A 25904-nucleotide genomic window follows, 5' to 3' on the forward strand; every position below is an offset into this window, starting at 1 on the left:
CGCGTATCATAAATTTCATAGAATAATTTGGAGTGTTAAAATTGGATAATTTAGTCCGAGAAGTCACTATTGTCGGTGGCGGCACTGCCGGTTGGTTAACTGCCGGAGTGATTGCAGCTGAACATATGGCGAATTCTGAGTCTGGAATTAAGGTCACTTTAATTGAATCCCCGGATGTTAAACCTATAGGTGTGGGCGAAGGCACTTGGCCTACTATGCGCGGCACTCTGCAGAAAATGGGTATTGATGAAACTGAATTTTTTCGTGAATGTGATGCGTCTTTTAAGCAAGGTGCCAAATTTGCAAAATGGGTAACAGGCGACGAAGATGATTTTTATTATCATCCGTTAGTGTTGCCTGAAGGTTATGAAAAAATTAATTTAGCCCCCTACTGGCAACCTCAGTCAGCAAAAGTATCGTTCGCCGATGCAGTGAGTTTTCAAGGGCATTTGTGTGAAAAGGGCCTAGCACCAAAACAGATCACTACCCCTGAATATGCCCATGTCGCCAATTATGCTTATCATTTAGATGCGGGTAAGTTTTCTGCATTTTTACAAAAACATTGCACAGAAAAATTGGGGGTTAGACATGTTTTAGATCATGTCACCGCAGTTAACGCCTCAGAAAACGGTGATATTGCCTCAGTCAGCACCAAACAACATGGTGATATTAAAGGCGATCTGTTTATTGACTGCACCGGTTTTAACTCACTGTTATTAGGTAAACATTACAACATCCCGTTTATCTGTAAAAAGCATATTCTGTTTAACGATACGGCCTTGGCTGTGCACGTGCCTTATCAAACTGAAAACGATGCAATTGCCTCACACACCATATCTACTGGGCAAAGTGCCGGCTGGATTTGGGACATTGGCCTACCCTCTAGGCGCGGTGTAGGTCATGTGTTTTCATCTGCCCACACTACTGTTGAAAAAGCTGAAAAAGAATTACGTGACTACATCAGACCATCTCTAGGTCAACAAGCCGATGAAATAAGTATTAGAAAAATCCCCATAAATCCAGGCCATAGAAAATTATTTTGGCACAAAAACTGTGTTGCAGTAGGCCTTTCCGCAGGATTTTTAGAGCCTTTAGAGGCCTCAGCCCTGGTCTTAGTCGAATTATCGGCTGCGATGATAAGTGAACAACTGCCCGCCAATCGCGAGGTTATGGATATTGTAGCGAAACGCTTTAATGATAAATTTTTGTATCGCTGGGACAGGATCATCGATTTTCTAAAGTTACACTATATTTTAACCAAACGAACAGACACTCAATATTGGCGCGACAACTGTTTAGTTGAATCTATCCCTGAAGACTTACAGACACTATTAAAACTTTGGCGTTACGAGTCACCTTGGCAACTTGACTTTGATCATGCCGATGAAGTGTTCCCCTCAGCTAGTTACCAATACGTACTTTATGGGATGGGTTTTGAGACAACTGCGCGCCATACCACGAGACGTTCGGATAATATTGAATTAGCCCAGATGACCTTTCAAAATAATGCGCAACTCACCCAAAAATTGCTCGCCGGGTTACCAAACAACCGAGAGTTGATCAATAAAATAAAGCAATATGGCTTACAAAAAATTTAAAGGAAAGTACATGCCCAATCATCAATTATTGGATAACATCAACCACAAAGATGTCCATGTGATCACCCAGCATACACCTGAGTTTGGTGATAACAGTAGCTATAGTCATGTGTTTCTCTCTGAGTTTCGAGATGTACAAGCCCACTACCCCATATTTTTTCAAAAAAATGCTCAAACAGGACAATTTGAAGCCATTGCATTGTTTGGTTTAGCCGGTGAAGAAAACTTGTTTCTAACCGATGCTGGATGGCAAGCTAGCTATTTACCCTTAAGTATCCAAAGACGGCCATTTTTAATTGGTTTTCAAGAAAGCAATGAAGATGGAGTGATTAGCGAAGAGCCAGTTATACATATTGATATGGACAGCCCTAGGATTAGCTATAACCAAGGTGAAGCGGTGTTTTTACCACAAGGAGGTCAGAGTCCTTATTTACAACAAATGAGTACTACCTTGATGGCTATTCACCAAGGTCACCAGCAAACCCAAGCCTTTATTGATTCCTTGCAACAACATGACTTAATAGAGTCTGTAGAAATAAAAGTCACCTTAGACGATGACTCTAAGCATGCTATGAATTTTTTATATACTATTAATGAAGAAAAAGTGGCGCAACTTTCTGACCAAGTTGTAGCTGATTTTCACCGTTTAGGTTATTTAAAAGCGATTCATATGATTTTGGCGTCTATGCCAAATATGAGTCATTTAATTGCACTAAAAAATCGTCTTCTTAAATAGACCATGTTTGAAAGAATAGAACATATTCAAGAAATATCTGAAGCTACTAACGATAGTTTAACGCCAGAATTACTTTGTTCATCGACCCCGGTAGTGCTGCGAGGGTTAATAAAAGATTGGCCCTTAGTAAAACAAGCAACAGAATCTAATCAGGCTGCTCAAAGCTATCTTAGACAACACTATAATCAAAATAAAATTCGTGCGTTTGCGGCAGATGCCAAACACCAAGGGCGTTTTTTTTATAATGATGATTTGAGCGGTTTTAACTTCACTCCTACCACCACTACTTTTGATAAAGTGTTGGACGAACTTGCCGAGTATGAGCATTTGTCTGAGCCGCCCGGTTTATATATGGGTTCCACTTCAGTTGATCATATTTTACCGGGATTCAGACAACACAATGACATCCCTACTCTGGCAGATAAACCCTTAATTAGTATGTGGATTGGTAATCAATCTCGTATAGCTGCGCATTATGACGTTACCGATAACATTGCCTGTGTTGCTGCGGGGACAAGACGTTTCACCCTGTTTCCGCCTAATCAATTAGACAACCTTTATATCGGCCCATTAGATTTCACACCCGCTGGGCAGCCCGCCAGTTTAGTGGATTTTCACCAGCCCGACTTAGTCAAATACCCTAAGTTTGCACAGGCCATGGAATACGCCCAAGTCGCTAACCTAGAAGCTGGTGATGCTATTTTTATCCCTAGTATGTGGTGGCATCATGTTGAAGGCTTATCTAACTTCAATATCCTAGTTAATTATTGGTGGCGTCAAGTAGATAATCATTTGGGAGCACCTATGGATGCGCTCAATCATGCTTTATTAAGTATTAAAGATTTACCACAAGCTCAGCGCGATGTTTGGCGAGATATCTTTGAACACTATGTGTTTTCGCCACAACAACAAACTCATATTCCTGATGATAAAAAAGGCGTTTTAGCGCCTATTAGTCAACAAATCGCAAGGAAATTGAGAGCGAGCCTAGTAAATAATTTAAATAGGTAACATTAGGGTCTATTTTGCCCCGTTATCAGTCCATTTAGGCGATTTTAGATTGTGTAATAGCCATATTGAAATATGGTTAATAATAATTAAATATTTGCTTTTTACCAAACCAATAGAGATCAGTTACGGCTTTGAGATCATTAATGAATAAAGTACTACAAAACAAATCGATACAAAAAAAAGTTGAACATTTGTTGAACACAATGACTCTCGAACAAAAAATTGGGCAAATGACTCAAGCAGAACGTATGACCTGTTCACCAGAAGAAGCAAAACACTACCACTTAGGTTCCATATTAAGTAGCGCTGGCTCTTACCCTGATGACAACTCTCCGAAAGGATGGGTGCAGATGAATGATGCTTATTGGGCGGCATCTACTGTGCAAGACTCTGGACATATTGGCATCCCTATTCTGTATGGATTAGATGCGATTCATGGCAATAACAACGTAAAAGGGGCCACCATATTCCCGCACAATATTGGCTTAGGTGCGGCCAACGATGCGGATCTGATTAAACGTATTGCTGAGGTTACCTGTAAAGAGGTCTTAGCCACTGGCGTTGATTGGGCGTTTGCTCCCAATTTAGCTGTTGCGCAGGATTATCATTGGGGACGTAATTACGAAAGTTATGCTGAAGACCCAGAACTAGTCACCAAATATGCTAAAGAAATGATCGAAACCCTGCAGGGCAATCTCAATCAAGACAATATTTTGGCCTGTGCCAAACATTGGGTGGGTGATGGTGGAACACAATATGGTGTAGATCAGGGCGATACAGTCCTAAGTTGGGAACAATTAAATGCCACCCATATAAAGCCTTATATCGCTGCGACCCAAGCTGGTGTATTAAGTATTATGGTGTCTTTTAGTAGTTGGAATGGTGACAAATGCCATGCCCACAAATTCTTATTGGTCGATATCCTCAAACAAAAAATGGGCTTTGAAGGCATTCTGATCTCAGACATGCAGGGCATTGATTATCTAGAAGACGATTTTTATTTAGCGGTGGCACAAGGGGTAAATGCAGGTATCGACATGTTCATGGTGCCCAGAAATTGGCAACTTTTTATAGAGAATTTACTAAGCCATATTGAACTAGGCACTGTATCTACAAGCAGAATTGATGATGCAGTTAGACGTATATTATCAGTGAAATTTGCTTTTGGATTATTTGATAAACCTCGTCCTACTCTGAGAAAATGGTCAAACCATAATTCATTTGGCAGCGAAGAACATCGTCAAGTAGCCCGTGAAGCGGTAAGAAAATCCATGGTGTTATTAAATAACAGCAATAACATCCTGCCTATTAAAAAGAATGCCAGAATTTTAGTCGCGGGGAAAAACGCAAATAATATTGGTCACCAATGTGGTGGTTTTACTATCAATTGGCAAGGCGTATCTGGCAATGAAGAAATTGTAGGTGGCACCTCAATTTGGCAAGGGATTAAACAACAGGCCCCAGGGGCTCAGTTAAGTCTAAATGGCGATGGCCTAGAAGCCACAGCTGATAACTTTGATATTGCTATAGTGGTAATTGGTGAAACACCTTACGCTGAGGGTATGGGCGATATTCGAGGTGACGATAAAGATATTATTGAAGCAGGCTCTCAAATTCATGGTCAAGTGAAATTACTGCGTGCCAGTGGTGACTCTCTTGAACTCAATAAATTGTATCCTGAAGACTTACAAACCATCAAAAACATCACCGAAAAAGGTGTGCCCGTAATTGCTATTTTGGTTTCTGGAAGACCCCTCATTATTGAAAAAGAGTTGGCCCTGTCGAATGCATTTGTAGCAGCATGGTTACCGGGCTCTGAAGGCCAAGGGGTAAGTGATGTGTTATTTGGTGATTATAATTTCAGTGGCAAGTTATCCTTTAGCTGGCCACAATTCTCGCAACCCAAAGTGAACAAGGGCGATAAAAATTACAACCCGTTATTTCCTTATGGCTTTGGCCTAACCTATTCTTAAAACAGCCTAAAACAACTCTTTAATATCAGTTATTCAAATGCGAATAAATCACTCTTAAGGTGTTATTCAGTGAACGTTGAACGGTAGGCCACGAGATAGCGATATTATCTACCAACCCCTCGCGACAGTCTGCTTCCAATCTAGTCACTACATCGGTCAATGCTTCAGAGTTTACTTTATTAGCCACAATAACTAGTTTACGTGCGCCGCGCAAAATAGAGGTTACATCGTCTTCATCTACCGCATTATTTGTTTGTTTAATACCGTTTTCCAGCTCATCCATCAGCTCATTTAAGGCAACAGGCAAAGGTTTAGTCACATTTTGATTCTGTAAATAGGGCAATAAATCGAACCAGACTGTAGGATTACCCGGCATAGCTATTTTAGCAATTTCAGAGGGGGCTTTATCTTCTTGTATGGGTTGCTGCTCAATGGCTTGTTGCAACTCCTCTTTATGGGCAGATAACAATGCATTTTCTTGATCAGCTAACTTGGCCTGATTAGACGCTAGCTCTTGTTTCGCTTCCTGCAGGGCATTTTCTTTATCACTTAATTGAGATTGGCTGTTCTGTAGGTCCTGCTCCAGTTTTTGTAACTGCTGTGCTAACTCAGCCTGATTGTTGTGTTGATCACTTAAGGTTTCTTTACTGTTTGAATATTCTTGTTGTACCGCTTTTAATTGTTCGGTTAATTGCGCCTGTTTTTCCTCTAAAGAATGAATGTTTTGTTCACTGCCCTGCAAACTTTGCTGTTGCTGTTCTAGCTGCTCTTGTAATTTACGTTCATGTTCCTCTTGTTGTTGTATACGTTGTTGCAACTGCTCCGCTTCATTACGCGCTTGATTGAGTTCATCTTGCAATTTTTGTTCGCCCGATTGGGTTTCTGATACTTGTGATTCAGCGTGTTGAAGTTGTTCTAAGTTTCCTTCAAGTTTTTGCTGCATTTGACTATTTTGTTTTTCCGCTTCAATTAACGCCTGTTGCAACTGTACTTTTTGTTGTTCAATTTCAGCATGGTGTTTACGCCATTGCTCATCACTGCCTTCGATCATTTCTTTTTGTTTAACCGCACGACTCTCTACATCGGTTAGTTCAACGGTCAATTGCTCAAGTTTTTGTTGTTGTTCAAGACGCGCCAGTTTTTCATCATCTGCTTGGCGCTTGATTTCGTCCAAGTTACCTTGCGTATTTTGTAATTGTTGGCGTTTAGCTTCAACTTCGTCTTTCAACGCTTGTTGTTGTTTTTGCCAATCTTGGTCGCTCTGAGCTATTTTTTGTTGTTGCTGGGTACTTTGTTGTTCCATTTCTGCCAGTTCAGATTGCAGCTTTTCGAACAGCGCTTGTTGTTGTTCCTTCTCTGCTTTTTCTGCTGCCTTTTCTGCTTCTGTTTGCTGTTTGGTTTGTGATAATAGTTGTTCTGTTTGTTGCAACTGTTCTTGCTTGGCGATTAACTCTTGTTGTACTTTTTGTTGTTGTAATTGCCACTCTTCATCACTTTTTGCCATCTGTTGCTGTTGCTGCTCGTTACGGGACTCCATTTCGCTTAGTTCATGCTGCAATTTTTCGAACAAGGATTGTTGTTGTTTCTTCTCTGCTTCAGTTTGTTCTTTGGCTTGGCTTAAATTTTGCTCAGTGTCTTGCAACTGTTGCTGTTTAGCCTTTAGCTCTTGTTGCATATGTTCTTGTTGTTGCTGATATTCGCTATCTCTTTGCGCTATCTGTTGCTGCTGCTGGGTATTGCGTTGCTCAACTTCCGCCAGTTCAGTTTGTAATTTTTCGAACTGAGCAAGCTGTTGCTCTTTATCGGCTTTTTCCGCTTCACTTTGTTCTTTAGCTTGCTGCAAAGTACGTTCGGTATCTTGCAACTGCTGTTGTTTGGCGGCCAACTCTTGTTGAATTTGTTGTTGTTGGGTTTGCCATTCTTGCTCTGTTTCTGCCATTTCTTGTTGTTGTTTCTGACTGTGCTGTTCCATTTCAGCCAGTTCTTGTTGCAATATATCTAATTGATTTTGCTGTTGTTCTTTGGCTTCTTTTTCTTGTTCGGCAGCCAGTTTGGTTTCATCTAAGACTTGTTGAGTTTCTTGCAATTGCTGCTGTTTGGCCTCTAATTCTTGCATTAGCTGGCTTTGTTGCTGTTGCATATCACCTTTTTGTTGATTCGACATTTCTTCGAATTTTTGCATTTCATTTTGCAAATGTTCAACGTGACGCACTTTATTGGATAATTCTGATTCAGCTATTTTATAGGTCTGCTCAAGGTTTCTACGTTGCTCTTCAGCTGCTTCACTCGCTTTACGTTGATTAATCAATAATTGACGCAGTTTTTCAGTAGCGTGCCCAGAACTCGACAATTCAGACTGTAAAGAATTTATTTGACCGCCTACTTCATTAATCTGTAAATCTTTTTGTTCGATAGACTCTTTAAGTCCATCAATTTCCGAAACAAAATCATCCATCTTGGCTTGTTGACTGAGTTGTTCTTGTTTCAGGTTTTCGGCGTTTCGCTCACTTTCAATCAACTCTTGCTGGGCAGATTGATACTTTTTCTCACTATTTTGCAGGGCGTCGGAAATTTGATTACGCTGAGCCTGAAGCCCAGATACTTTAGCGGTAGATTCTTCTAGTTGAGAAGCCAATTCGCTATTCGCCTGTTGTGCATCACTAAGCTGAGAACGACTTTGATTGTAGTCTTGCTGAAGTTCTTGCAGATTATCTGTAACACTCTGATGAGCCTGTTGTAGGTCACTAAATTCACTTTGTTTTTCTGATAGATCTTCTTGTGCTGCTTGTAGTTTAGATTCGGTGTCGGCTAAGTTTTTAACTTTGCTCGCCAGCTGATCTTGACTGCTGCGTAACAACTGTTGTTTTTCGGCGACTTCTTTCTCAGCAGCTTGATGTAAGTTTAGCGCTTCAATACGTGCTTCATCTGCTTGTTGTAAATCTCTAAAGTCCGTCCAAATACAAAGAATAGAGTCAAAGTCTTGCCCCTTATACATTGGCACATAGGTCGCTTGGCAAGGCAAAGAGGTATTCCCAACCTGATGTTCCCATTGTAAGGATTTAGCCTGACCATCTAACTTCACTTTCGTTAAATGTCTTTCGAGTTCTTCAGATGCTTGTTGGTCTAGGTTTAGTTCAGCTGCAAAAGGCGTGCGACCAAATAATTCATGTTCATCTTGAACGTTAAAAAAGGCACAGGCAGCAGGGTTTAGTTTGCTGAAGCCTTGTTCACCTAAAATCGCCATAGGCATACTGCTATGTTGCAACAAACCATCAAATTTATCCTGATGGAACTGCTCTTTAGTACGATCCGAGATCCAGCACAAATACTCTTGTTTGTCTTTATTCAGTAAATCGACATGTAATTCACTGGGGTGTAATTCGTCATTTTTACCTTTTAAATGCGCTACAAAATTTCGCAATCTGCCGGTCTGTTGAATTTGTTTGGCTGCCTTACCTGCATTGCTTGAGTCGTTGAATAGCTGATAAAAGGTGTCTTTTTTCAGTTCCCTTTCACTTAAACCTAATCGGTCTGTCATCGCTATATTGGCTCGCACAATTCGGTCTTCGGCGTCAATGGTGGCCACGGCAACAGGTGCTAAGTCCAAAATAGTAATAAAATGTTTTCGCTCTTGTTCTAGCTGGTCTTTGGTCAGTTTTAGTTCGGTAATGTCTTGAATCACCCCTACCACACCGGCGCGTTTTTTATCTTTACCTTGAAAGAACTTTAACTTTAATTTAAGTGTGTGAAGTACCTCATCCGCAAACAACAATTCAAATTCTTTGTCATGCCCAGCATTCACAGCACTAAAGTTAGCATTGTTTTCGGTATGCAGGCGGCTAAATTCAGCAGGTAATATGTCCAATTCTTGAATGCTTTTATGTTTAATTTTTGACAGCTTTTGTTTAAACATTGACTCAAAAGCTGCATTACAATCAATAAACTTACCTTGTTCATCCAATAAATAAACGGCACTAGGGCTGGTTGTTAGCAATGTATTAACTTGTTGCTGGCTAGCTTGTAGTAAGTTTTTTTGATGTTCTAGTTCAGACAGGCTTTGCACTAAAAAGTCTAAACGAGTGGTGTCGCCTTTATCATTTTTATTTCTACTTAGGCCTACTAACCTAAGGGCGATAGTGTTTTGCTCTTGTGGGTCTTTGGGCTCACTTCCTTGGCTGTCTATTTGGTTCTTATCTACCAGTAAGAACTCACTAGTGATGTCCATTTCATGCTGTTTTTTACTCGCTTCTAAGGCTTGTTCCCATTCATACACGACTTGGCTTTTAAGCATTTTTTTGAGCTGATTCAACTCACCTTTTAACGGCTCAGCGGCCAATAACAAATCAGCAAACAGCTGATCTGAAGTAAAAGTATTGTCCTCAAAATCAATTGTGAGTTTAGCTAAACCACTTTGTTGTAGTCCTTGATTTAAGCTATTTAAACTAAGAGATTGTTGTTCAATTTGATGTTGATAATTGCTGACATCAGCAAGAGAGATAACGCTCGCAACGTTATGACTGATATCGGACTGCTTACTGAAACCTAACTGTAAATGGCGCTTACTAGCTGCCACATAGGTTTGAAGTGGTACATATTGGTTAGAGGCTAAAGCCGCGCTAATTGAATCTTGCACTTCATCAGAAAACACTTCAAGCAAAGGTCGATTCACTAACTTGTCTTCTTTACTACCAAGAAAAAAGGCAGCCACTCTATTCGCAAAAATAATCTCACCGGCTAAGTTGACGTGCAACATGCCAACCTTAAAATCGTTGAGTAAAGATTGTTTGTCGGTTAATTCTTTATCATGTCTTTTTTGTTTTTTACGTGAACTTGCAAGTTGAACTTTGAAAATAATGGCTAATAATAATAAAAACACAAACACTGCGGCAAGCGCCATTAAGCCAATTTTCATGCTATCAGGGCTTTGTTCAAGTATCTGATCGAGTACTTTCTGACTAAACGCAAAACTCATAGGGCTGACGAATATTGAAATAATGCATAAAACCTTTAAAAAAATACTGTTCCAAACACTGGGGGTCATTGCACACTTTCCATATAAACTGATGACTAGGTAGCAGAATATAGCAGTGAATTGCAGTTAAATAGTAGTGATAGTGCAACAATGTATGAAGGTTAATACCAAAAATTATTTAATTTTAAACATACCTCAATCAATTTTTGCACTATAGCGCTTTCCGTTTGCTGTTTTAGCCCTTTAATATAAAGGAGTAATCACCTAAATTAACAACACTTGTTGATCCAGCTTTTGCAGAATCCTCATTAAATCCCGATGTTCACTGGGCTCCAACACAGCAATAAATTGCCTTTCCCATTGCAACGCTTTAGGTGCGATTTTTTCATATAGCGACCTACCTTGAGTGGTTAAAGACAAATAAGCTGCGCGGTTATCTTTATTATCTGTTTGTCTCATTAGGTAATGTTTAGTTTCTAAAGCTTTTACTGCTCGAGACACTTTTGACTTATCCATTGATGTGATTTCACCAATGTCTTTGGAATACAATTTTTGCTGCTGTGCTAACTGAGCCAAAACTCGCCATTCTGGAATAGTGATATTAAACTCTTGTTTATAAATTTTTGATAACGCCAAACTTATATTCGCTGCCAAGTGAACCATTCGGTAGGGTACAAATTGAGTGAGTTGCACAACATCAGGGGGTAAATTTTGCATTTTTTGTTACCAACATATTTTGCGTAAAGAAAAAAATACAGCAAAGGGAAACGGAATAAAGTTTGATAATAACAGTAATATAGTTTCATATGAGACTATATTGCAAGCGTATTCAAAAGGATCAACCAATGACTAAACCAAGTGATATTTGTTATTCCCATGGATTTAACAATGAACATGAATCAGAAGCGTTAAAAGGCGCTTTGCCAATTGGCCAATTCAATCCTCAAAAATGCCCCTATGGTTTGTACGCTGAACAATTTAGTAGTACTGCTTTTACCGCGCCTAAGCATGAAAACCGACGCACTTGGATGTACCGAATAAGGCCTTCAATTAGCATGGGCGATTATTCACCTATTGATAAAGGACTGCTGCGCACTGCCCCCTTAAACGGTCAACCTTGCCCACCCAATGTGATGCGCTGGGACGCCCAACCGATCACAGAAACACCCACTGATTTTATTGATGGGCTCACCACAGTCGCAGCCAATGGCGATGCAAACACACAAATAGGCATAGGTATTCATCTTTATTCAGCAAATAAAGACATGGAAAATCGTTACTTTTGCAATGCAGATGGTGAGTTATTATTTGTGCCAGAGAAAGGGGAATTAACCGCCCGCACCGAGTTAGGCTTACTCCATGTAAAACCCGGTGAAATTTTAGTTATTCCTCGTGGCATTAAGTTTCAAATAAACCCCATGGGAGAACCTATCCGTGGTTACCTTTGTGAAAACTATGGTTCACCTTTTACCTTGCCAGAAAGAGGGCCCGTTGGTGCAAATGGTTTTGCTAATCAACGAGACTTTTGTTATCCCACCGCATGCTTTGAAGACAGTGAACAAAGCAGTTGTTTAGTCACTAAGTTTTGCGGTGAGTTATATCAAGCTGAGTTAGATCACAGCCCTTTAGATGTGGTCGCTTGGGTCGGTAACAGTGCACCGTATAAATACGATTTATCTCGTTTCAATGTGATTAATTCAGTGAGTTTTGATCACCCAGACCCATCAATTTTTACCGTACTGACCTCACCTTCTGATACACCAGGTACCGCTAATATGGATTTTGTGATTTTTCCACCGCGTTGGATGGTGGCCGAAAATACCTTTAGGCCCCCTTGGTATCATAGAAATGTGATGAGTGAATTTATGGGCTTAGTGCATGGCGTATACGACGCTAAAGAAAAAGGTTTTGAGCCTGGTGGCATGAGTTTACATAACTGTATGACGCCCCATGGACCAGAAGCTGAGGTTTTTGAAAAAGCATCAAACACACCACTTAGTCCACAAAAATATGACAATACTTTGGCCTTTATGTTTGAGTCTCGCTATGTGATAGCACCCACAGAATTTTCGTTACACTCAACCACTAAACAAAAAGATTATCTGGATTGTTGGGCAAATTTAAACAAACATTTTGATGGAAAAGCTTAAGAGCAACCTAAAGCTTCGAGCCACTAGCTCGTAGCTCATAGCTAAAAATACAAAGAGAAAAAATATGTTAATGATCAATGAAACACACGATATCAATCTAACGAGTTGGGTCAGTTCTGCCAACAATGAAAGTGACTTTCCGATTCAGAATTTACCTTTTGCCATATTTAGACGTCAGGGAACAAACGAAGAATTTAGAGGTGGAGTGGCGATTGGCGATCAAGTGCTTGATTTGGCGGTTGTGGCGAATGCCAATATTTTTTCAGGCAGTGTTCAATTGGCATTACAAGCGGCTAGTCAATCGACCTTGAATGCTTTAATGGACTTAGGTGAAGAAGTAAACTCGGCCTTAAGGTTAGCTTTATCCAAAGCGTTGCGTAGCGATTCTGATTTACAAAGCGCATTGTCTCCTGCCCTTATCAGTCAGCAAGAAGTAGAATTTTCAATGCCTTGCCATATTGGTGATTACACTGATTTTTATACCTCTATTTATCATGCCACTGCAATTGGTAAATTATTTCGACCAGATAACCCATTGTTACCTAACTATAAATGGATACCAATCGGTTACCATGGGCGTTCTTCTACTATTGGCATATCTGGTCAAAGATTTCACCGCCCTGTAGGACAAACTAAAGCACCTGATGCAACAGAACCTAGTTTTGGCCCTTGCAAACGTTTGGATTACGAATTGGAGATGGGTTTATTTGTAGGTAAAAGTACCGAAATGGGTGAGATAATCAACATTGAAAAGGCTGAACAACACTTGTTTGGTGTTTGTATTTTCAATGATTGGTCAGCCCGTGATATTCAAGCCTGGGAATACCAACCATTAGGGCCATTTTTAGCGAAAAGTTTTGCTTCAACTATTTCGCCTTGGATAGTCACCATGGAAGCCTTAGCGCCTTATCGTACTGTCTTTACTCGCCCAGAATCCGATCCTCAACCTCTGCCACATTTAAGCAGTGAACAAAATAACCAAAGTGGTGGTTTAGATATCGACTTAAGCTGTTTTATTCAGACGCCAACTATGCGTGAAAGTAATCAACAGATGGCTCAATTATCTAAGTCCAATTTTAAATATTCTTATTGGACACCGGCGCAACTGATCACCCATCATGCGAGTAATGGTTGTGCCATGCGTTCTGGGGATTTATTAGGTTCAGGCACCCAGTCGGGTCCCTCATATGAAGAAGCAGGTTCGTTACTTGAATTGAGCAAAGGTGGTAAAACGCCGTTCGACTTACCCAATGGCGAAAAGCGTACCTTTTTAGAAGATGGCGACAGTATTATTATGCGTGCATCTTGCAGTAAAGACGGTGCGGCCAGAATTGGTTTTGGAGAAGTGGTTGCGACTGTTTTGCCAGCAAAGGTATAGGTTTAACCATGAGCACATTTAGTATAAAACTTTATAGTTATTATCGCTCATCTGCCGCTTATCGAGTCAGAATCGGCCTAAACTTAAAGCAGATTGAGCATAGTATCGTTCCAGTCAACCTGCTAAAAAAAGAGCATAAAAACCCTGACTACTTAACTAAACAACCACAAGGATTAGTGCCCTGTTTAGAAGTCGACAATGGCCGGTTTCTAGCCCAGTCTGGGGCTATTCTGAGTTATTTAGATAAGCTATATCCCAGCTCAACATTGTTACCGCCTGCTCCCTTTCAGGCGGCTAAAATTCAAAGTTTTGTGGATATAATTGCTTGCGACATCCATCCTGTGTGCAATTTACGCATACTCAATTACCTTACAGTTGACTTAAAAGTTGATGCCCAGCAAAAATTGCTTTGGTATAAACACTGGATAGTCGAAGGGTTTGTCGCGTTAGAAAGTATGTTAGCAAAAACTCAATACTGCTTTGGCGAACAAATAACCTTAGCCGACATTTATTTGATCCCACAGGTGTATAACGCTTTGCGCTTCGAAGTTGATATGACTTTATTTCCTAAAATTATGCAGGCTTATCAAAACTGTAATCAATTGGAGGCGTTTATTAAAGCCGCACCAGAAAATCAATTAGACGCGATTTAACGCGTCTAATTGATATCTATTTTATAAATATTCGTTTTATTGATTGTGCCATATGAGCCATAAAGCAAAAACATTTCTGAACAACTCGCTTGATTCACTTATGATAATGCTCATTCAATTAGGTTAAATCCATTAGGCAATTTATGACCCTACCATTCTCAATACTTGATCTCGCCCCCATTGCCGAAGGTTCGAGCATTGCCAACGCATTTAATAACTCTCGTAAACTAGCGGTTCAAGCTGAAGCGTCAGGTTACAACCGGGTTTGGTTGGCGGAACATCATGGTATGTTTGGCGTGGCTAGTTCGGCTACGGCTGTGGTACTGGGTCACATAGCAGCCGCAACCTCTAAAATTAGAATTGGCTCTGGGGGTGTGATGTTACCTAACCATTCACCACTAGTGATCGCAGAACAATTTGGCACCTTAGCAACATTATATCCCGATCGAGTAGACTTGGGATTAGGACGTGCTCCAGGCACTGACATGGCCACAGCCAGAGCATTAAGACGTAACCTCACGTCTGAAGTCGATAATTATCCTGATGATATTCGTGAGCTTCAGCATTACTTTAGCGGGCCAACAGCGGGGCAAAATATTGTTGCTGTGCCAGGTGCGAATACACATGTACCAATTTGGTTATTAGGCTCAAGTTTGTATAGTGCCAAACTTGCTGGTCAGTTTGGACTGCCCTACTCTTTTGCTTCACATTTCGCACCAGATCAACTGTTCGATGCTATCAGTCTTTATCGCGCAACATTTCAGGCATCAGAGCAAGCTCAAAAACCTTATATGATGGCTGGCCTTATGGCGGTAGTGGCCGATAGTGACGAAGAAGCAGACTACTTATTTACCTCTGTTCAACAACAATTTATGAATTTGCGCCGCGGCGTGAATCGCCCCTTCGCCAGACCTGTGGATGACTTGTCCAAGATATGCACTGACGCTGACCAAGCGATGTTGTCAAATATATTACGTTACGCAATGGTTGGCTCAAAACAAACGGTAACCGATAAACTCAGTCAATTTATTGAAGCTACTAATGTACATGAATTAATTGTGTCAATGCCGATCCATGATGCTAATGCACGTTTAAAAAGTGTGCAGTTACTGGCAGAAACAGGTCTGATGAAGGTCTGCTAATTTGTCATTCAAATCCATCTAGATATCTAGATGGATTGATATATGCTAACAAGCGAATTCAGTAAAGCTAGCCCGATGAATATCAACTATTTCCACTGAAACAAATACACTTTTTAGACCTAATGTCTTAAGAGGCTCAAGCACGGCATTTGATATTTCCGTCTTTTGCTCGTCACTGCGCCCACTTAAAATATGTGCAGACACATGTAGAAAATCTTTATATTTATCGTGTAAACGAAACTTAGGACGAGGCTCAATACGGAGTTTAATTGCTTCAGTAGGGAAATGGCCACTCGCCTTAGCTCCTTCAAACACTTTATCCATAAGGCTATCTGAATCAATCTGTTGCATCAAAGATTCACCGTATTCGATTACAAAACTTGGCATGTTTAACGTTCCTGCTAGTTGAATTACTTTAGCGATTATAGCTTGATACAAGCTGATGTAGGCAACTAGATAGTAGTTATATCTGATTGCGTAATGATTTAAGACGGTTTACAACAATTTCAAGCTTTCAAAAATCGAAGAATATCCGCTGATACTCGCTTTACATCCTCAACCATAGGCATGTGTCCGAGGTCTTCATAAATATGGGTTTTCGAATTAAGCATGGTTTTCCACTGGGTGTAATCGGCCACTGGTAAGAGTTTGTCGTTAAGCCCCCAAATCAACATGGCATTAGCATAGTCAAAGCGAAAATCATTAGGGTAAAAATCTAGACACCTGAAAAACTGCTTAAACATGTGGGTATATTGCTCTCGCTTATCGATGTACTGCCTGGCCAATGCACGTAAAATGAACTTTGGTACATAGGGTGGTTTTGCCATGATTAGGTCATAGAAATCAAAAAAATCCTGTTCAACTTTATGTGAAAATGGATTGATTTGATTGTCTATCATGTAGTGGGCAAATTCTGATTTGGCGCCTGCTGGATCGATCAATACAGATTTTTCAATTCTATCTGGTATATCAATTATTAGTTTGGCCGCCATCAGCCCTCCCATGGAATTGCCAATTATGCTAAAACGTGAAATCTGCAATTTATCCAACAAAACCAATAACATTTTGCACTGACTGGGCACCGAGTAGTCATGACTCGGATGATAAGCCGTTTGACCATGGCCTTTAATGTCGGGAATAAGCAAGTGATAATGTGCTGAAAATCTCTTGGCAAAACGGTTCCAAACATAACTATCTCTACTAAAACCGTGTAACAGCACCAGCACAGGTTTATCGTCATTAAAATGTTGTGTGTTGCTAAGGTAAAACACTTCAAGTTCATTAATGACTGTACTGTGACAACCCAGTCCAGCTAGTTTAGCTTCTATACGATTAATCATAGAAAAAAGTGACTTAGTCAGCGACATACGACGCTGTCTGGTTGATAACATCATTATCAACCCTATAATCAGCGCCATAATTAAAACAAACTTCATAGATACTTCCTGATCATTATTTAGAGTAATAATTTGCTCTAGATGATTAATTCTTAATGTGTAAACTATTGGCTAATAATGCAATACCATCAGCAAATTTACCTTCATTCATGCCAGCAAACCCCAAACGAATATAATTATCTCCTTCACTATTTTTATTCAGCTGAAATTGTTTTTCGTGTTGAACATAGATACTCATTTGTTGACACTTTTCAGCTAACTTCTGAGCGCTGGGTGGAGCTTGATTAACATTTTTACTCTGTTTCAATTTCACCCAAAGCGCCATACCGCCATCTGGAATATCAAACTCAAAACAGTCATATTGTTTTAACACCGCAATAGCATGATCTCTGCGCTGCAGATTGAGCCGAGTTGTGCGCCTTAAATGCCGTTCAAAACCACCATTTGACATCCATTTGGCTAAAGCTGCTTGCATCAAAACATTGCTTTTATGACAAATCATTAGACGATATTCAGTTACCGCTTTTGCCATGGCTTTACTTACCGCCATAATACCGATTCTGGCACCGGGAAACATAATTTTTGAGAAAGTAGACAGGTAAATAACCAGTTGTGCTGGGTCCTGCGTAGCGAGAGGAGCAAGAGGTTGGCAACGATAGTGGAATTCATGGTCATAATCATCTTCTACGATAGGAATACTATGCCTAACAGCTAGCTGATAGATGGCCATTCTGCGACTGATTGTTAAGGTCACAGTCGTAGGATATTGGTGCAAAGGCGTTAAGTAAATTAATCTAACATTGCCTTTTAGAATTTGTATCTCTAAGTCATCTGGGCACATTCCCTGGTCGTCTTGCTTTACACCCACCAGCTCAGCGCCAGTGCTGCTAAATACAGACATAGCAGGTGGATACCCTAACCCTTCAACGGCCACTTTATCGCCTGTCTGTAATAATAATTGAGCCACGATAAACAGTGCTTCTTGTGAACCATTAGTGATCACCACTTCTCGTTCAGTAATCGCTCTGGACTTACGCAGATAGCGCTTAATTTGCTCGATCAATTCAGGCGTACCGGCACTTTGCCCATAACTCAATTCAACAAGTTGTGGCCTAGACAAAACATCAGACATACAACGCTTAAATTCGTCAAAAGGGAACTGCGTCAAATCAGGCTGACCACCAGCAAAGTTGTACTCACAATCACTGGCGGGATAAGTCGGCAATTGACTACCGGAGCGCACAAAACGGTAATTAGTAGGATGACTCGAATCGTTAACTTGCGCCAAGGTAGAGCTCCGTTCTATGGGCAAATTATGCACCACTTTATAACCCACTCTTTGGATTGATTCTATCCAACCTTCAGCCACCAGTTCAGCTAAAGATTTCATCACTGTATGCCTATTTACGCCTAAGTCTTGGCTTATAGATTTGACCGATGGCAACTTATCACCGGCGGTCAGTTGTCCTTGTTTAATGGCATTTCTAACCGTTTCTGCAAGTTGCAAATATTTGGCTTGTGAACTGTTTGCATTATGTAGTTTAAATACTTTCATTGGTCTAGTTAAAAACTCCTTACTGGTTGATTAAATTAGACCAAAATACAGCAATAATAGCGAATCTTAATAAACAGGAGAAAATAATGGCTCTAGAATCGATTATGTTAGAAGACGAATACGTGGCCCTTAAACCGATGCAAACTTGTCATATAGAAGATTTGTATCGTGCTGGAAAAGATCTTTCCATTTGGCAATGGACCACAGCAAAATATTGCGAAACCTTAGACGCAACCAAATTATGGGTGGAGTCGTGTCTTGAAAATTCCCGCCTTAATATGCAGCGGCCATTTGTAATAGTGGATAAAACTCAGGATAAAATTGTTGGTTCAACCAGTTATCTCAATATATTTTTGGAACATAAAGCTATTGAAATTGGGTATACATTTTTAACACCCAGCGCTCAAAGAAGTTACGTTAACCGTCGCTGCAAATTATTACTCCTTACTCACGCATTTGAAACACTCAATCTCAACAGAGTGGCGTTACAAACACATGAAAAAAACCAGCGTTCAAGGACAGCCATTTTGGCTATAGGTGCAACCTATGAAGGCATTCACCGTAATTGTCGTATTCAACAAGATGGCACTATTCGTAGCAGTGTGTTTTACAGCATTATTAAACCCGAATGGCCACTTGCTAAGTCAGCACTGCTAGCCAAATTGACTAAACCTGTCATCGAAAACACCAAGGTATAAAGACAATATGTTTACACCTAATAAATTCAAAATGAATGAAATAACCGATAAACATGAATTTATTCAGGAGTATGGTTTTGGAGTGGTGATTTCGGCTGATAACGGACTATCAGCCACTCATTTACCCTTTGTGTTAAAGGCTGATGAAGGCGAGAAAGGTGTGTTGTATGCCCACTGTGCAAAAGCGAATTCTCATTGGCATACTCTAGAAGGACAGAATGTATTGGTCATATTTACAGGCCCACATGCTTACATCTCTCCCAGTTGGTATAAGACTCAACCTGCGGTGCCAACTTGGAATTATACTGCGGTTCACGCTTATGGCGTTGCATCCTTGCTTAATCCCCAAGAGACATTAACAGCAGTAGACGAAGTCGTTAAAAAATACGAACCACAATTGTTAGTTTCGCGAGACATAGTCACTGATCAAATCAAACAAAAGTTGTTAGCCGGCATAGTGGGTTTTAAAGTCGAATTAACAACAATTGAAGGGCAATTAAAGCTAGGACAAAACAGAAGCCAAGAGGATCAAGCAGGCATTTACAAAACCCTTTCCAATTCACAAAACTTGTCTGATTTGGCCCTCGCTAAGTATATGTATAAGCAAAATATAGGCGTGAAAAATTTGTAAAACGGTTTAAGGTTGTTTCTATATTTATTGACCGATACCCACACTTAGCATTATAACTAATAACGCTAGGAATGGCTGACCAGTTTGCATATTAAAGCGTAAGACAACTGGCAAATCTAAAATCACACATTGGAGGTTTTCATGAAAAGAGTCACTGGCATCGGTGGGATCTTCTTCAAAGCAAAAGATCCCGCTAAATTACAAGCTTGGTACAAGCTTCATCTTGGTGTGGATGTTCAGGATTGGGGTGGTACAGCATTCAATTGGGCCGACTCGGATGGCAAGCCAGTTGGCGGATCGACAATCTGGTCAGTGAGTTCAAATGAGAGTGACCAATTTGCTCCAAGCCAATCCTCATTTATGATCAATTACCGAGTAGACGACCTTCACGCTCTCGTTGTTGTGCTTAAAGAGGAAGGCTGTAACGTGCTCGATAAAATTGATGACTCAGAATACGGTAAATTTGCTTGGGTTATCGACCCTGAGGGTAATAAAGTCGAGTTATGGCAACCACCTGCTGGTCAATGAAATCAATTTAGTAAAAAAATAAGGTAATCCTAAGTGCCTAGTTAATACTCGCAGCGGACTATTTCTCTATTTCAACGATGACCTCTGGTGAACAATCAATAAATTTATATGCCTTTTGTCTATTTGAATGATTAAAAAAAGCATGTTCTATATTTGATTCTGAAGTCATTAACAGCAATCCCTGCACCAATCTGTAAATTTTTTGGTTATCGTCTGAGATCAAAATAGCTGTTCTACATTTATTTGGAACAGCGATGTGGTCATTTAACAAATCACCAAATTCACTCAGTCTATACAACTCACCTTCAATATTAGTGCAGTGTATGAGGTTGTATATTGAATTCATGCCTTGCGAGTAATTTTTATCCTCTCTAAGATTATGGATAGTAGAAATCATGTCTTGGAAATTGATCTTCCCTCGAACTATAGAGACTACTATGTTTTCGTTGGTAAAAATACGTTAGGTAATAGATGAACTATTCACAATAACATCCAAATAGAAACAGAGACTTTACTCTAAGGTAACAAAAAACAGCGTAAAAACAATATCCACGATTAAGCCAGTCTCAAATTAATCATGGTCAGTAAATTAAGTCTTAGGTGCTTAACTAAAATTTAGTTTTATCACAAAAACAATCGAGTGTTAGAATACAAGACTCATAGTATTATTGGGACAAGTGATGAAGTTTATTGTTTTCGTTGTGGTTATTGCATTAGTGATTTTTTACTTTGCTAGAAGCTCGGTTAATAAAAAAGAAGCGGTTGAAAGTATTGCTATAGGAAAAGATTTTTTAACAAAAAATAAGACTAATCAAGATGTAGTAGAAACGGCGTCTGGTTTGCAATATCAAGTACTACAAAAAGGCCAAGGAAATACGCACCCAAGTGCCAGTTCTAGTGTAAAAGTGCATTACCATGGTTTGTTATTAGACGGCTCTGTGTTTGATAGTTCAGTAGAGCGAGGTGAACCTATCAGTTTCCCTTTAAATCAAGTTATAAAGGGCTGGACAGAAGGGGTTCAGTTGATGGTTGTTGGAGATAAGTTTAAATTTTTCATTCCATCTGAATTAGCTTATGGCAACAGATCGACTGGAAAAATAACGGCGGGTTCTTTACTTATTTTTGAAGTCGAGCTGTTAGAAATAAACTAAGATCTATTTTTCAAGAAGGTATTCTTGAACCAATTGAGAATACCTTCCTGACTGTTTTAAATGATCTAAAGCATTTTGCCATTGCTGGATAATGTCATCTGAAATATTCTTAGAGAAAGCCAGATAACCTTCTGAATTAGTTAATAATACGGGTGTTTTTTTAATATCTTGAGGTGAAATACCTGCACCTTTGAGCCTTTCCGACAAGGATAAAACTGAGGTGATAGTTAAACTCACTCTTTTCAAGGCTAACATTCGAAAACATGCTTTATAGCTGACATTGCTAATTAGGTTTTTAAAACCATTTTCACGTAAAAACGTCTCATGTACACCACCGTTAAGCACACAAATTTGATTACCTTAGCATCGTCTAATGTCTGAATTCCACTTGGCGCACTACTCAATTCATAAAAATACGATTGATCGCTTTGCAGTGGCCCCACCCATTTGACGGTATTTTCACGATTTGGATTTCTGCTGACATTAAAAAAAACATAGTTGTCTTCATTCTGAACGTAGAATAGACCTCGCTTAAAGGGAACTGTTCTAAATACTTTTGGATAGTTCAGATAAGTCATCATTTCCCTAGCAAGTTCTATATTGAACGCTCGTCTCCCCCCTGCTTTTTTGCCTCGTAAATCCCCATTTTCATGCTTATAAGTTTGTCCTTCAACATTGTGTGTTATGAATTGAAGCTGCGACGCATTTGCGATTTCCATCCAAAAACACATAATCATTCCCAAAATAACGATTCGGGTAATAGTCATAAATCTCCCTATTTACTTGTGAATTTTCAGCGTAGTTACAAACTACAGAATATCAGTTTTGCTATATATACTAGCAATCACTTCTCATAAAACGCGAACTTTACGCACATATGGAACAGTTGATCTTTTTGGGCACTTTAAATGTTTGCCAAGTTGCTGTCATACCATCAAACATCATTATTTGGTTAACACTGGCAACACCATAATCGCACAACACTTTAATCGCCTCTAAGGCTTGCATTGCGCCTATAATACCCACCACAGGAGACATCACTCCTGATTCTACACAGCTTAAATTTTGTTCGCCAAAATAGGCACTAACACAAGCATAACAAGCTGATTTTTCAGCCGGCACTATGTTCATTAATTGACCTTCCATACGAATGGCTGCACCTGAAACCAAAGGTTTACCTAACTGGTAACATGCTTGATTAAGAGTGTTTCTGCTGGTCAGGTTATCTGTGCAATCTAACACTAAATCGAGTGATTCAATCAGTTCAAGGTAATTGTCTAACTCAAGACGTTTTTGTATGACATGTATTTTGATATCACTGTTCATTTGTTCTAGTGATGCCTTAGCTGACAAACACTTATTGATACCAACATCTGCCTCAGCATGTAAAATTTGACGTTGTAGATTGGTTTTTTCAACCTTATCATCGTCGATTAAGGTTATTTCACCTACACCAGCTGCAACTAAATACTGCGCAGCAGCACAACCCAAACCTCCTACTCCAACAATCAATATTTTTGCATTGAGTAGGATCTCTTGTTTGTCTAAATCAAAATTAGGTAACACTATTTGCCGGTTGTAACGCATGGCTTGTTCAGTGGTGAGATATTTAGTGGACACGTGGTAATTATAATTTAATGGTTAATGAATAGGGAGTTGTACCATTTGAACACTACTCTCGCAATAAGCAACCTACTGGCTCATTCTGCCAGTTAATATTTACGCCTGTTAATATCGGGTAAAAACAGTAGTTCAAAACATCAATCAGTGCAGTTAAACTTTATGCTTGCTAAGCTTTAGTACTTACGGCCAAATCAGTTTTGATCTAGTATCAATTGCAAAACTTTAACCAACAATAAGGAGAATTAAATGAATGAACAGCAGGAAGATAATTATTGGGGAATGCCGTTAAAGACCTATTGTATGTTACTTCATTTAAGCCAACTCTCTAGCATCATTGTGCCTGGCTTAGGTTTTGTGCTGCCTATCGTTATGTGGGCCACAAACAAAGATAAAAATGAAGAAATAGATCGCCACGGAAAAGTCACATTAAATTGGATGATCAGTTTGTTCATCTATTCCCTTGTTTGCGTAGTATTGTGGATAGTTTTAATAGGTATGTTAGGCTTTTTTGTTTTAGTTATATTGAATCTAATATTTGCGATTGTGGCAGCCGTCAAAGCGAATAATGGAGAGTTATGGGTGTACCCTCTTAGTATTCAATTCTTCAAGGTCTAAAAACTAACTCGTTATCTCTAAACGCTCGTTTTCGAGCGTTTTATATCAAGTAGACAGCCATGCACACACAAGTCGTGATTAAACCCTTTGAACCAGCCCTTGCTGAGCATTTTGAAACCATTAACAAACAATGGATTAACGATATGTTTGTGTTAGAAACTATCGACCACCAAGTACTCGAAGATCCACAAAGTCATATTATCGATAAAGGCGGTAAAATATGGTTTGCTGAACACCCTACCCTTGGCGTTGTTGGCACATGCGCATTCTGGAATAAGGGTGATAACAGCTTTGAATTGACCAAAATGGGTGTTTTAAAATCAGCAAGAGGACTAAAAATAGGTGAGATTTTACTGCAGTATGTACTCAATGAAGCTAAATCATTAGGGATAAACAAGCTATTTTTGCTCACCAACGCAAAATGCGAGTCAGCTATCCATCTATACCAAAAAAATGGCTTTGTGCATGATAAAAATATTATGCAGGATTATGGGCAGAACTACGCTAGGTGTAACGTAGCTATGCTGTACAAAGATTAATAATCTCTATCACGAAGAAGAATTATCACGGCGCTTAGCTTTGTATTGATTATGTTGGGGATGCAGCGTTTTCCCCAAAATATGTTCATCTTGAACAATCACATTTGACGCATTGCCCACTATCAAAGGGTCAGCGCCACGTATAACGTGCGTGTCTTTGTTAGGATAGGACAAACTGGCCAGAAAATGATGCATACAGTTTAATCTTGCACGCTTTTTATCGTCCGACTTTACTACCATCCAAGGCGCGTCGGCGGTATCAGTATAGAAAAACATGGCTTCTTTAGCTTCCGTATAATCATCCCACTTTTGCGTCGCCTGTTTATCAATAGGACTAAGTTTCCATTGTTTTAGTGGGTCGGTTTCCCTTTTTAAAAACCTACGTTGCTGTTCTTCCGGGGTCACCGAAAACCAAAATTTATACAGTCTAATACCGCTTCTGACTAACATTCTTTCTAAATATGGAGTTTGCCGCATAAATTCTAAATAATCATTAGGTTGGCAAAAATCCATGACTCTTTCGACTCCAGCTCGGTTGTACCAGGAGCGGTCAAATAAAACGATTTCGCCTTCAGTAGGAAGATGTTTAACGTATCGCTGAAAGTACCATTGGCCAAGTTCGGTTTCACTGGGTTTTTCAAGGGCAACCACACGGCAACCCCTAGGATTTAGATGCTCCATAAAACGTTTGATAGTACCGCCCTTTCCTGCTGCATCGCGACCTTCAAACAGGATCACCACTTTTTGCCCTGTTTCTTTTACCCATTTTTGGACTTTAAGTAACTCAACCTGCATCTGCTTTTTTTGAGATTCGTACGCCTTCTTAGAAATTTTTGTATTATACGGATACTCGCCAGAACGAAATGATTGAGCGATAAATTCTGGGTCATGACGATGTTCTGCAAGCTCATGTAATGAAGCGCCCTTTACCTGTTGGGAAATAATGTCATTCTGCTCAGTTGTTGGTTGAGGAATTGGTTCGTTACCGTTCAGTTGAGTCATGCTTTCTCCAGTATGAATGTTCTATTTGGTTATCTATACCAATATATCAGTCATACCAGGTCTTGATAGAATGGCTTAGCCATCTATTGACCTACATCAATGCCAAGCATTAAAGACTGGGAAAGAACGTGTTTTAGGCATTCTACAATTACTATGAATGGCTTAAATATCTATTTCCTTTACAAGTTATTATCTAGATAATTAGTCACTAAATGTTGAATTCAACTATACGATTCTAGTTGTAAAAACACTCAGCATCCCCGATACCAGAGTTCAAAATAGGCAGGTAAATTTTAGTAAAACGTCATTTAATATAATTGAGTATTACTAAAAACTATAGAGAAAATTGGTTTCCTAGGGACTCACTAGGGTCTTGCCTTGCCAATTTTCTATTATCTTGTCGTAGCTCCCATTTATCTTCATTAAACGTAGCTGAGCATCAAAGGCATCTCTAATTTTTTTAAGTTTGTTTTTTGCAGAGAACGCCACATAGGAGGGTATAACCTGTATATCTGCGGTATGTTTTTTTATCATCGGGAATTGGTGTTTTTT

The 25904-nt window shown here is 39.6% G+C and carries 23 protein-coding genes and 1 pseudogene; 14 read left to right on the plus strand and 10 right to left on the minus strand.

Going from position 1 to position 25904, the window contains the following annotated elements:
* The first annotated feature begins 41 nt into the window (after positions 1–41).
* The 4 genes from QZ488_RS09640 to QZ488_RS09655 all read left to right on the plus strand — a co-directional run bounded on the left by QZ488_RS09640 (position 42) and on the right by QZ488_RS09655 (position 5318).
* Positions 42–1598: a tryptophan halogenase family protein gene (locus QZ488_RS09640; protein WP_293748016.1), complete on the plus strand. Its 1557-nt coding sequence runs from the start codon at positions 42–44 to the stop codon at positions 1596–1598.
* 10 nt (positions 1599–1608) lie between these two features.
* Positions 1609–2334: a SapC family protein gene (locus QZ488_RS09645; protein WP_293748018.1), complete on the plus strand. Its 726-nt coding sequence runs from the start codon at positions 1609–1611 to the stop codon at positions 2332–2334.
* 3 nt (positions 2335–2337) lie between these two features.
* Positions 2338–3345 (plus strand): cupin-like domain-containing protein, encoded by a 1008-nt coding sequence (locus QZ488_RS09650; RefSeq protein WP_293748020.1) that lies wholly within the window; start codon positions 2338–2340, stop codon positions 3343–3345.
* A 143-nt stretch (positions 3346–3488) separates the two neighbouring features.
* Entirely contained in the window at positions 3489–5318 is a 1830-nt protein-coding gene (locus QZ488_RS09655; protein ID WP_293748022.1) for a glycoside hydrolase family 3 protein, read from the plus strand.
* A gap of 25 nt (positions 5319–5343) precedes the next feature.
* On the opposite strand, the gene QZ488_RS09660 is transcribed toward QZ488_RS09655, so the two are convergent.
* Both QZ488_RS09660 and QZ488_RS09665 read right to left on the minus strand, forming a co-directional pair.
* Positions 5344–10359 (minus strand): PAS domain S-box protein, encoded by a 5016-nt coding sequence (locus tag QZ488_RS09660; protein WP_293748024.1) that lies wholly within the window; start codon positions 10357–10359, stop codon positions 5344–5346.
* A 195-nt stretch (positions 10360–10554) separates the two neighbouring features.
* Positions 10555–11007: a MarR family winged helix-turn-helix transcriptional regulator gene (locus QZ488_RS09665; protein WP_293748026.1), complete on the minus strand. Its 453-nt coding sequence runs from the start codon at positions 11005–11007 to the stop codon at positions 10555–10557.
* 128 nt (positions 11008–11135) lie between these two features.
* Here QZ488_RS09665 and hmgA point away from each other — a divergent pair, with 128 nt between their 5' ends.
* The 4 genes from hmgA to QZ488_RS09685 all read left to right on the plus strand — a co-directional run bounded on the left by hmgA (position 11136) and on the right by QZ488_RS09685 (position 15613).
* Positions 11136–12440: a homogentisate 1,2-dioxygenase gene (gene hmgA / locus QZ488_RS09670; RefSeq protein WP_293748028.1), complete on the plus strand. Its 1305-nt coding sequence runs from the start codon at positions 11136–11138 to the stop codon at positions 12438–12440.
* Between the two features lie 64 nt (positions 12441–12504).
* Positions 12505–13818 (plus strand): fumarylacetoacetase, encoded by a 1314-nt coding sequence (gene fahA / locus QZ488_RS09675; protein ID WP_293748030.1) that lies wholly within the window; start codon positions 12505–12507, stop codon positions 13816–13818.
* Positions 13819–13841: 23 nt separating this feature from the next.
* Complete coding sequence (gene maiA, locus QZ488_RS09680) at positions 13842–14471, plus strand: maleylacetoacetate isomerase (protein WP_293748060.1); 630 nt, start codon at positions 13842–13844, stop codon at positions 14469–14471.
* Between the two features lie 143 nt (positions 14472–14614).
* Entirely contained in the window at positions 14615–15613 is a 999-nt protein-coding gene (locus QZ488_RS09685; RefSeq protein WP_293748032.1) for an LLM class flavin-dependent oxidoreductase, read from the plus strand.
* Positions 15614–15658: 45 nt separating this feature from the next.
* Here QZ488_RS09685 and QZ488_RS09690 read toward each other — a convergent pair whose 3' ends face one another.
* The 3 genes from QZ488_RS09690 to QZ488_RS09700 form a co-directional block, all read right to left on the minus strand.
* A complete protein-coding gene (locus QZ488_RS09690; protein ID WP_293748034.1) occupies positions 15659–16000 on the minus strand; it encodes a 5-carboxymethyl-2-hydroxymuconate Delta-isomerase in 342 nt (113 codons plus the stop codon).
* A gap of 119 nt (positions 16001–16119) precedes the next feature.
* Positions 16120–17049, minus strand: coding sequence for an alpha/beta hydrolase (locus QZ488_RS09695; protein WP_293748036.1), 930 nt, complete (start codon positions 17047–17049; stop codon positions 16120–16122).
* Positions 17050–17095: 46 nt separating this feature from the next.
* A complete protein-coding gene (locus QZ488_RS09700; RefSeq protein ID WP_293748038.1) occupies positions 17096–18565 on the minus strand; it encodes a PLP-dependent aminotransferase family protein in 1470 nt (489 codons plus the stop codon).
* 86 nt (positions 18566–18651) lie between these two features.
* On the opposite strand from QZ488_RS09700, the gene QZ488_RS09705 reads away from it, so the two are divergent.
* The 4 genes from QZ488_RS09705 to QZ488_RS09720 all read left to right on the plus strand — a co-directional run bounded on the left by QZ488_RS09705 (position 18652) and on the right by QZ488_RS09720 (position 21573).
* Positions 18652–19263 (plus strand): GNAT family protein, encoded by a 612-nt coding sequence (locus QZ488_RS09705; protein ID WP_293748040.1) that lies wholly within the window; start codon positions 18652–18654, stop codon positions 19261–19263.
* Positions 19264–19270: 7 nt separating this feature from the next.
* The gene (locus QZ488_RS09710; protein ID WP_293748042.1) at positions 19271–19894 is read left to right on the plus strand and encodes an FMN-binding negative transcriptional regulator; all 624 of its coding nucleotides are present in this window, start codon (positions 19271–19273) and stop codon (positions 19892–19894) included.
* Positions 19895–20035: 141 nt separating this feature from the next.
* Positions 20036–20422, plus strand: coding sequence for a VOC family protein (locus tag QZ488_RS09715; protein ID WP_293748044.1), 387 nt, complete (start codon positions 20036–20038; stop codon positions 20420–20422).
* Positions 20423–21102: 680 nt separating this feature from the next.
* On the plus strand, positions 21103–21573 hold the full coding sequence (locus tag QZ488_RS09720) for an FKBP-type peptidyl-prolyl cis-trans isomerase (protein WP_293748046.1): 471 nt from the start codon (positions 21103–21105) through the stop codon (positions 21571–21573).
* A 3-nt stretch (positions 21574–21576) separates the two neighbouring features.
* On the opposite strand, the gene QZ488_RS09725 is transcribed toward QZ488_RS09720, so the two are convergent.
* The 3 genes from QZ488_RS09725 to moeB form a co-directional block, all read right to left on the minus strand.
* Positions 21577–21918 carry a transporter substrate-binding domain-containing protein gene (locus tag QZ488_RS09725; RefSeq protein ID WP_293748048.1) on the minus strand — a complete coding sequence of 114 codons (342 nt, stop codon included), beginning with the start codon at positions 21916–21918 and terminating at the stop codon, positions 21577–21579.
* Positions 21861–22340 (minus strand): hypothetical protein, encoded by a 480-nt coding sequence (locus QZ488_RS09730; RefSeq protein ID WP_293748050.1) that lies wholly within the window; start codon positions 22338–22340, stop codon positions 21861–21863. Before QZ488_RS09730 ends, QZ488_RS09725 begins: the two co-directional genes overlap by 58 nt.
* Before the next feature lie 100 nt (positions 22341–22440).
* The gene (gene moeB, locus QZ488_RS09735; RefSeq protein WP_293748052.1) at positions 22441–23193 is read right to left on the minus strand and encodes a molybdopterin-synthase adenylyltransferase MoeB; all 753 of its coding nucleotides are present in this window, start codon (positions 23191–23193) and stop codon (positions 22441–22443) included.
* 249 nt (positions 23194–23442) lie between these two features.
* Here moeB and QZ488_RS09740 point away from each other — a divergent pair, with 249 nt between their 5' ends.
* Together QZ488_RS09740 and QZ488_RS09745 are read left to right on the plus strand one after the other, a co-directional pair.
* On the plus strand, positions 23443–23811 hold the full coding sequence (locus tag QZ488_RS09740) for a DUF4870 domain-containing protein (RefSeq protein WP_293748054.1): 369 nt from the start codon (positions 23443–23445) through the stop codon (positions 23809–23811).
* A gap of 59 nt (positions 23812–23870) precedes the next feature.
* Complete coding sequence (locus QZ488_RS09745) at positions 23871–24350, plus strand: GNAT family N-acetyltransferase (RefSeq protein ID WP_293748056.1); 480 nt, start codon at positions 23871–23873, stop codon at positions 24348–24350.
* Positions 24351–24359: 9 nt separating this feature from the next.
* Here the strand turns inward: QZ488_RS09745 and ppk2 are convergent, their stop codons facing one another.
* Both ppk2 and QZ488_RS09755 read right to left on the minus strand, forming a co-directional pair.
* Positions 24360–25352, minus strand: coding sequence for a polyphosphate kinase 2 (gene ppk2, locus QZ488_RS09750; RefSeq protein ID WP_293748058.1), 993 nt, complete (start codon positions 25350–25352; stop codon positions 24360–24362).
* Positions 25353–25706: 354 nt separating this feature from the next.
* A pseudogene (locus QZ488_RS09755) lies at positions 25707–25904 on the minus strand (hypothetical protein); the annotation flags it as partial.

This window comes from uncultured Paraglaciecola sp., assembly GCF_913020055.1.
Classification (GTDB): Bacteria; Pseudomonadota; Gammaproteobacteria; order Enterobacterales; family Alteromonadaceae; genus Paraglaciecola.

What these genes read in the sequence shown, in the direction of transcription:
- QZ488_RS09715 (WP_293748044.1), top strand. Translation starts at nt 20,036, where the DNA reads ATGAAAAGAGTCACTGGCATCGGTGGGATCTTCTTCAAAGCAAAAGAT.
- ppk2 (WP_293748058.1), bottom strand. Translation starts at nt 25,352, where the DNA reads ATGACTCAACTGAACGGTAACGAACCAATTCCTCAACCAACAACTGAG.
- QZ488_RS09655 (WP_293748022.1), top strand. Translation starts at nt 3,489, where the DNA reads ATGAATAAAGTACTACAAAACAAATCGATACAAAAAAAAGTTGAACAT.
- QZ488_RS09660 (WP_293748024.1), bottom strand. Translation starts at nt 10,359, where the DNA reads ATGACCCCCAGTGTTTGGAACAGTATTTTTTTAAAGGTTTTATGCATT.
- QZ488_RS09720 (WP_293748046.1), top strand. Translation starts at nt 21,103, where the DNA reads ATGAAGTTTATTGTTTTCGTTGTGGTTATTGCATTAGTGATTTTTTAC.
- fahA (WP_293748030.1), top strand. Translation starts at nt 12,505, where the DNA reads ATGTTAATGATCAATGAAACACACGATATCAATCTAACGAGTTGGGTC.
- QZ488_RS09685 (WP_293748032.1), top strand. Translation starts at nt 14,615, where the DNA reads ATGACCCTACCATTCTCAATACTTGATCTCGCCCCCATTGCCGAAGGT.
- hmgA (WP_293748028.1), top strand. Translation starts at nt 11,136, where the DNA reads ATGACTAAACCAAGTGATATTTGTTATTCCCATGGATTTAACAATGAA.
- QZ488_RS09740 (WP_293748054.1), top strand. Translation starts at nt 23,443, where the DNA reads ATGAATGAACAGCAGGAAGATAATTATTGGGGAATGCCGTTAAAGACC.
- QZ488_RS09665 (WP_293748026.1), bottom strand. Translation starts at nt 11,007, where the DNA reads ATGCAAAATTTACCCCCTGATGTTGTGCAACTCACTCAATTTGTACCC.
- QZ488_RS09690 (WP_293748034.1), bottom strand. Translation starts at nt 16,000, where the DNA reads ATGCCAAGTTTTGTAATCGAATACGGTGAATCTTTGATGCAACAGATT.
- QZ488_RS09705 (WP_293748040.1), top strand. Translation starts at nt 18,652, where the DNA reads ATGGCTCTAGAATCGATTATGTTAGAAGACGAATACGTGGCCCTTAAA.
- QZ488_RS09695 (WP_293748036.1), bottom strand. Translation starts at nt 17,049, where the DNA reads ATGAAGTTTGTTTTAATTATGGCGCTGATTATAGGGTTGATAATGATG.
- QZ488_RS09650 (WP_293748020.1), top strand. Translation starts at nt 2,338, where the DNA reads ATGTTTGAAAGAATAGAACATATTCAAGAAATATCTGAAGCTACTAAC.
- QZ488_RS09700 (WP_293748038.1), bottom strand. Translation starts at nt 18,565, where the DNA reads ATGAAAGTATTTAAACTACATAATGCAAACAGTTCACAAGCCAAATAT.
- QZ488_RS09730 (WP_293748050.1), bottom strand. Translation starts at nt 22,340, where the DNA reads ATGACTATTACCCGAATCGTTATTTTGGGAATGATTATGTGTTTTTGG.
- QZ488_RS09745 (WP_293748056.1), top strand. Translation starts at nt 23,871, where the DNA reads ATGCACACACAAGTCGTGATTAAACCCTTTGAACCAGCCCTTGCTGAG.
- QZ488_RS09645 (WP_293748018.1), top strand. Translation starts at nt 1,609, where the DNA reads ATGCCCAATCATCAATTATTGGATAACATCAACCACAAAGATGTCCAT.
- QZ488_RS09710 (WP_293748042.1), top strand. Translation starts at nt 19,271, where the DNA reads ATGTTTACACCTAATAAATTCAAAATGAATGAAATAACCGATAAACAT.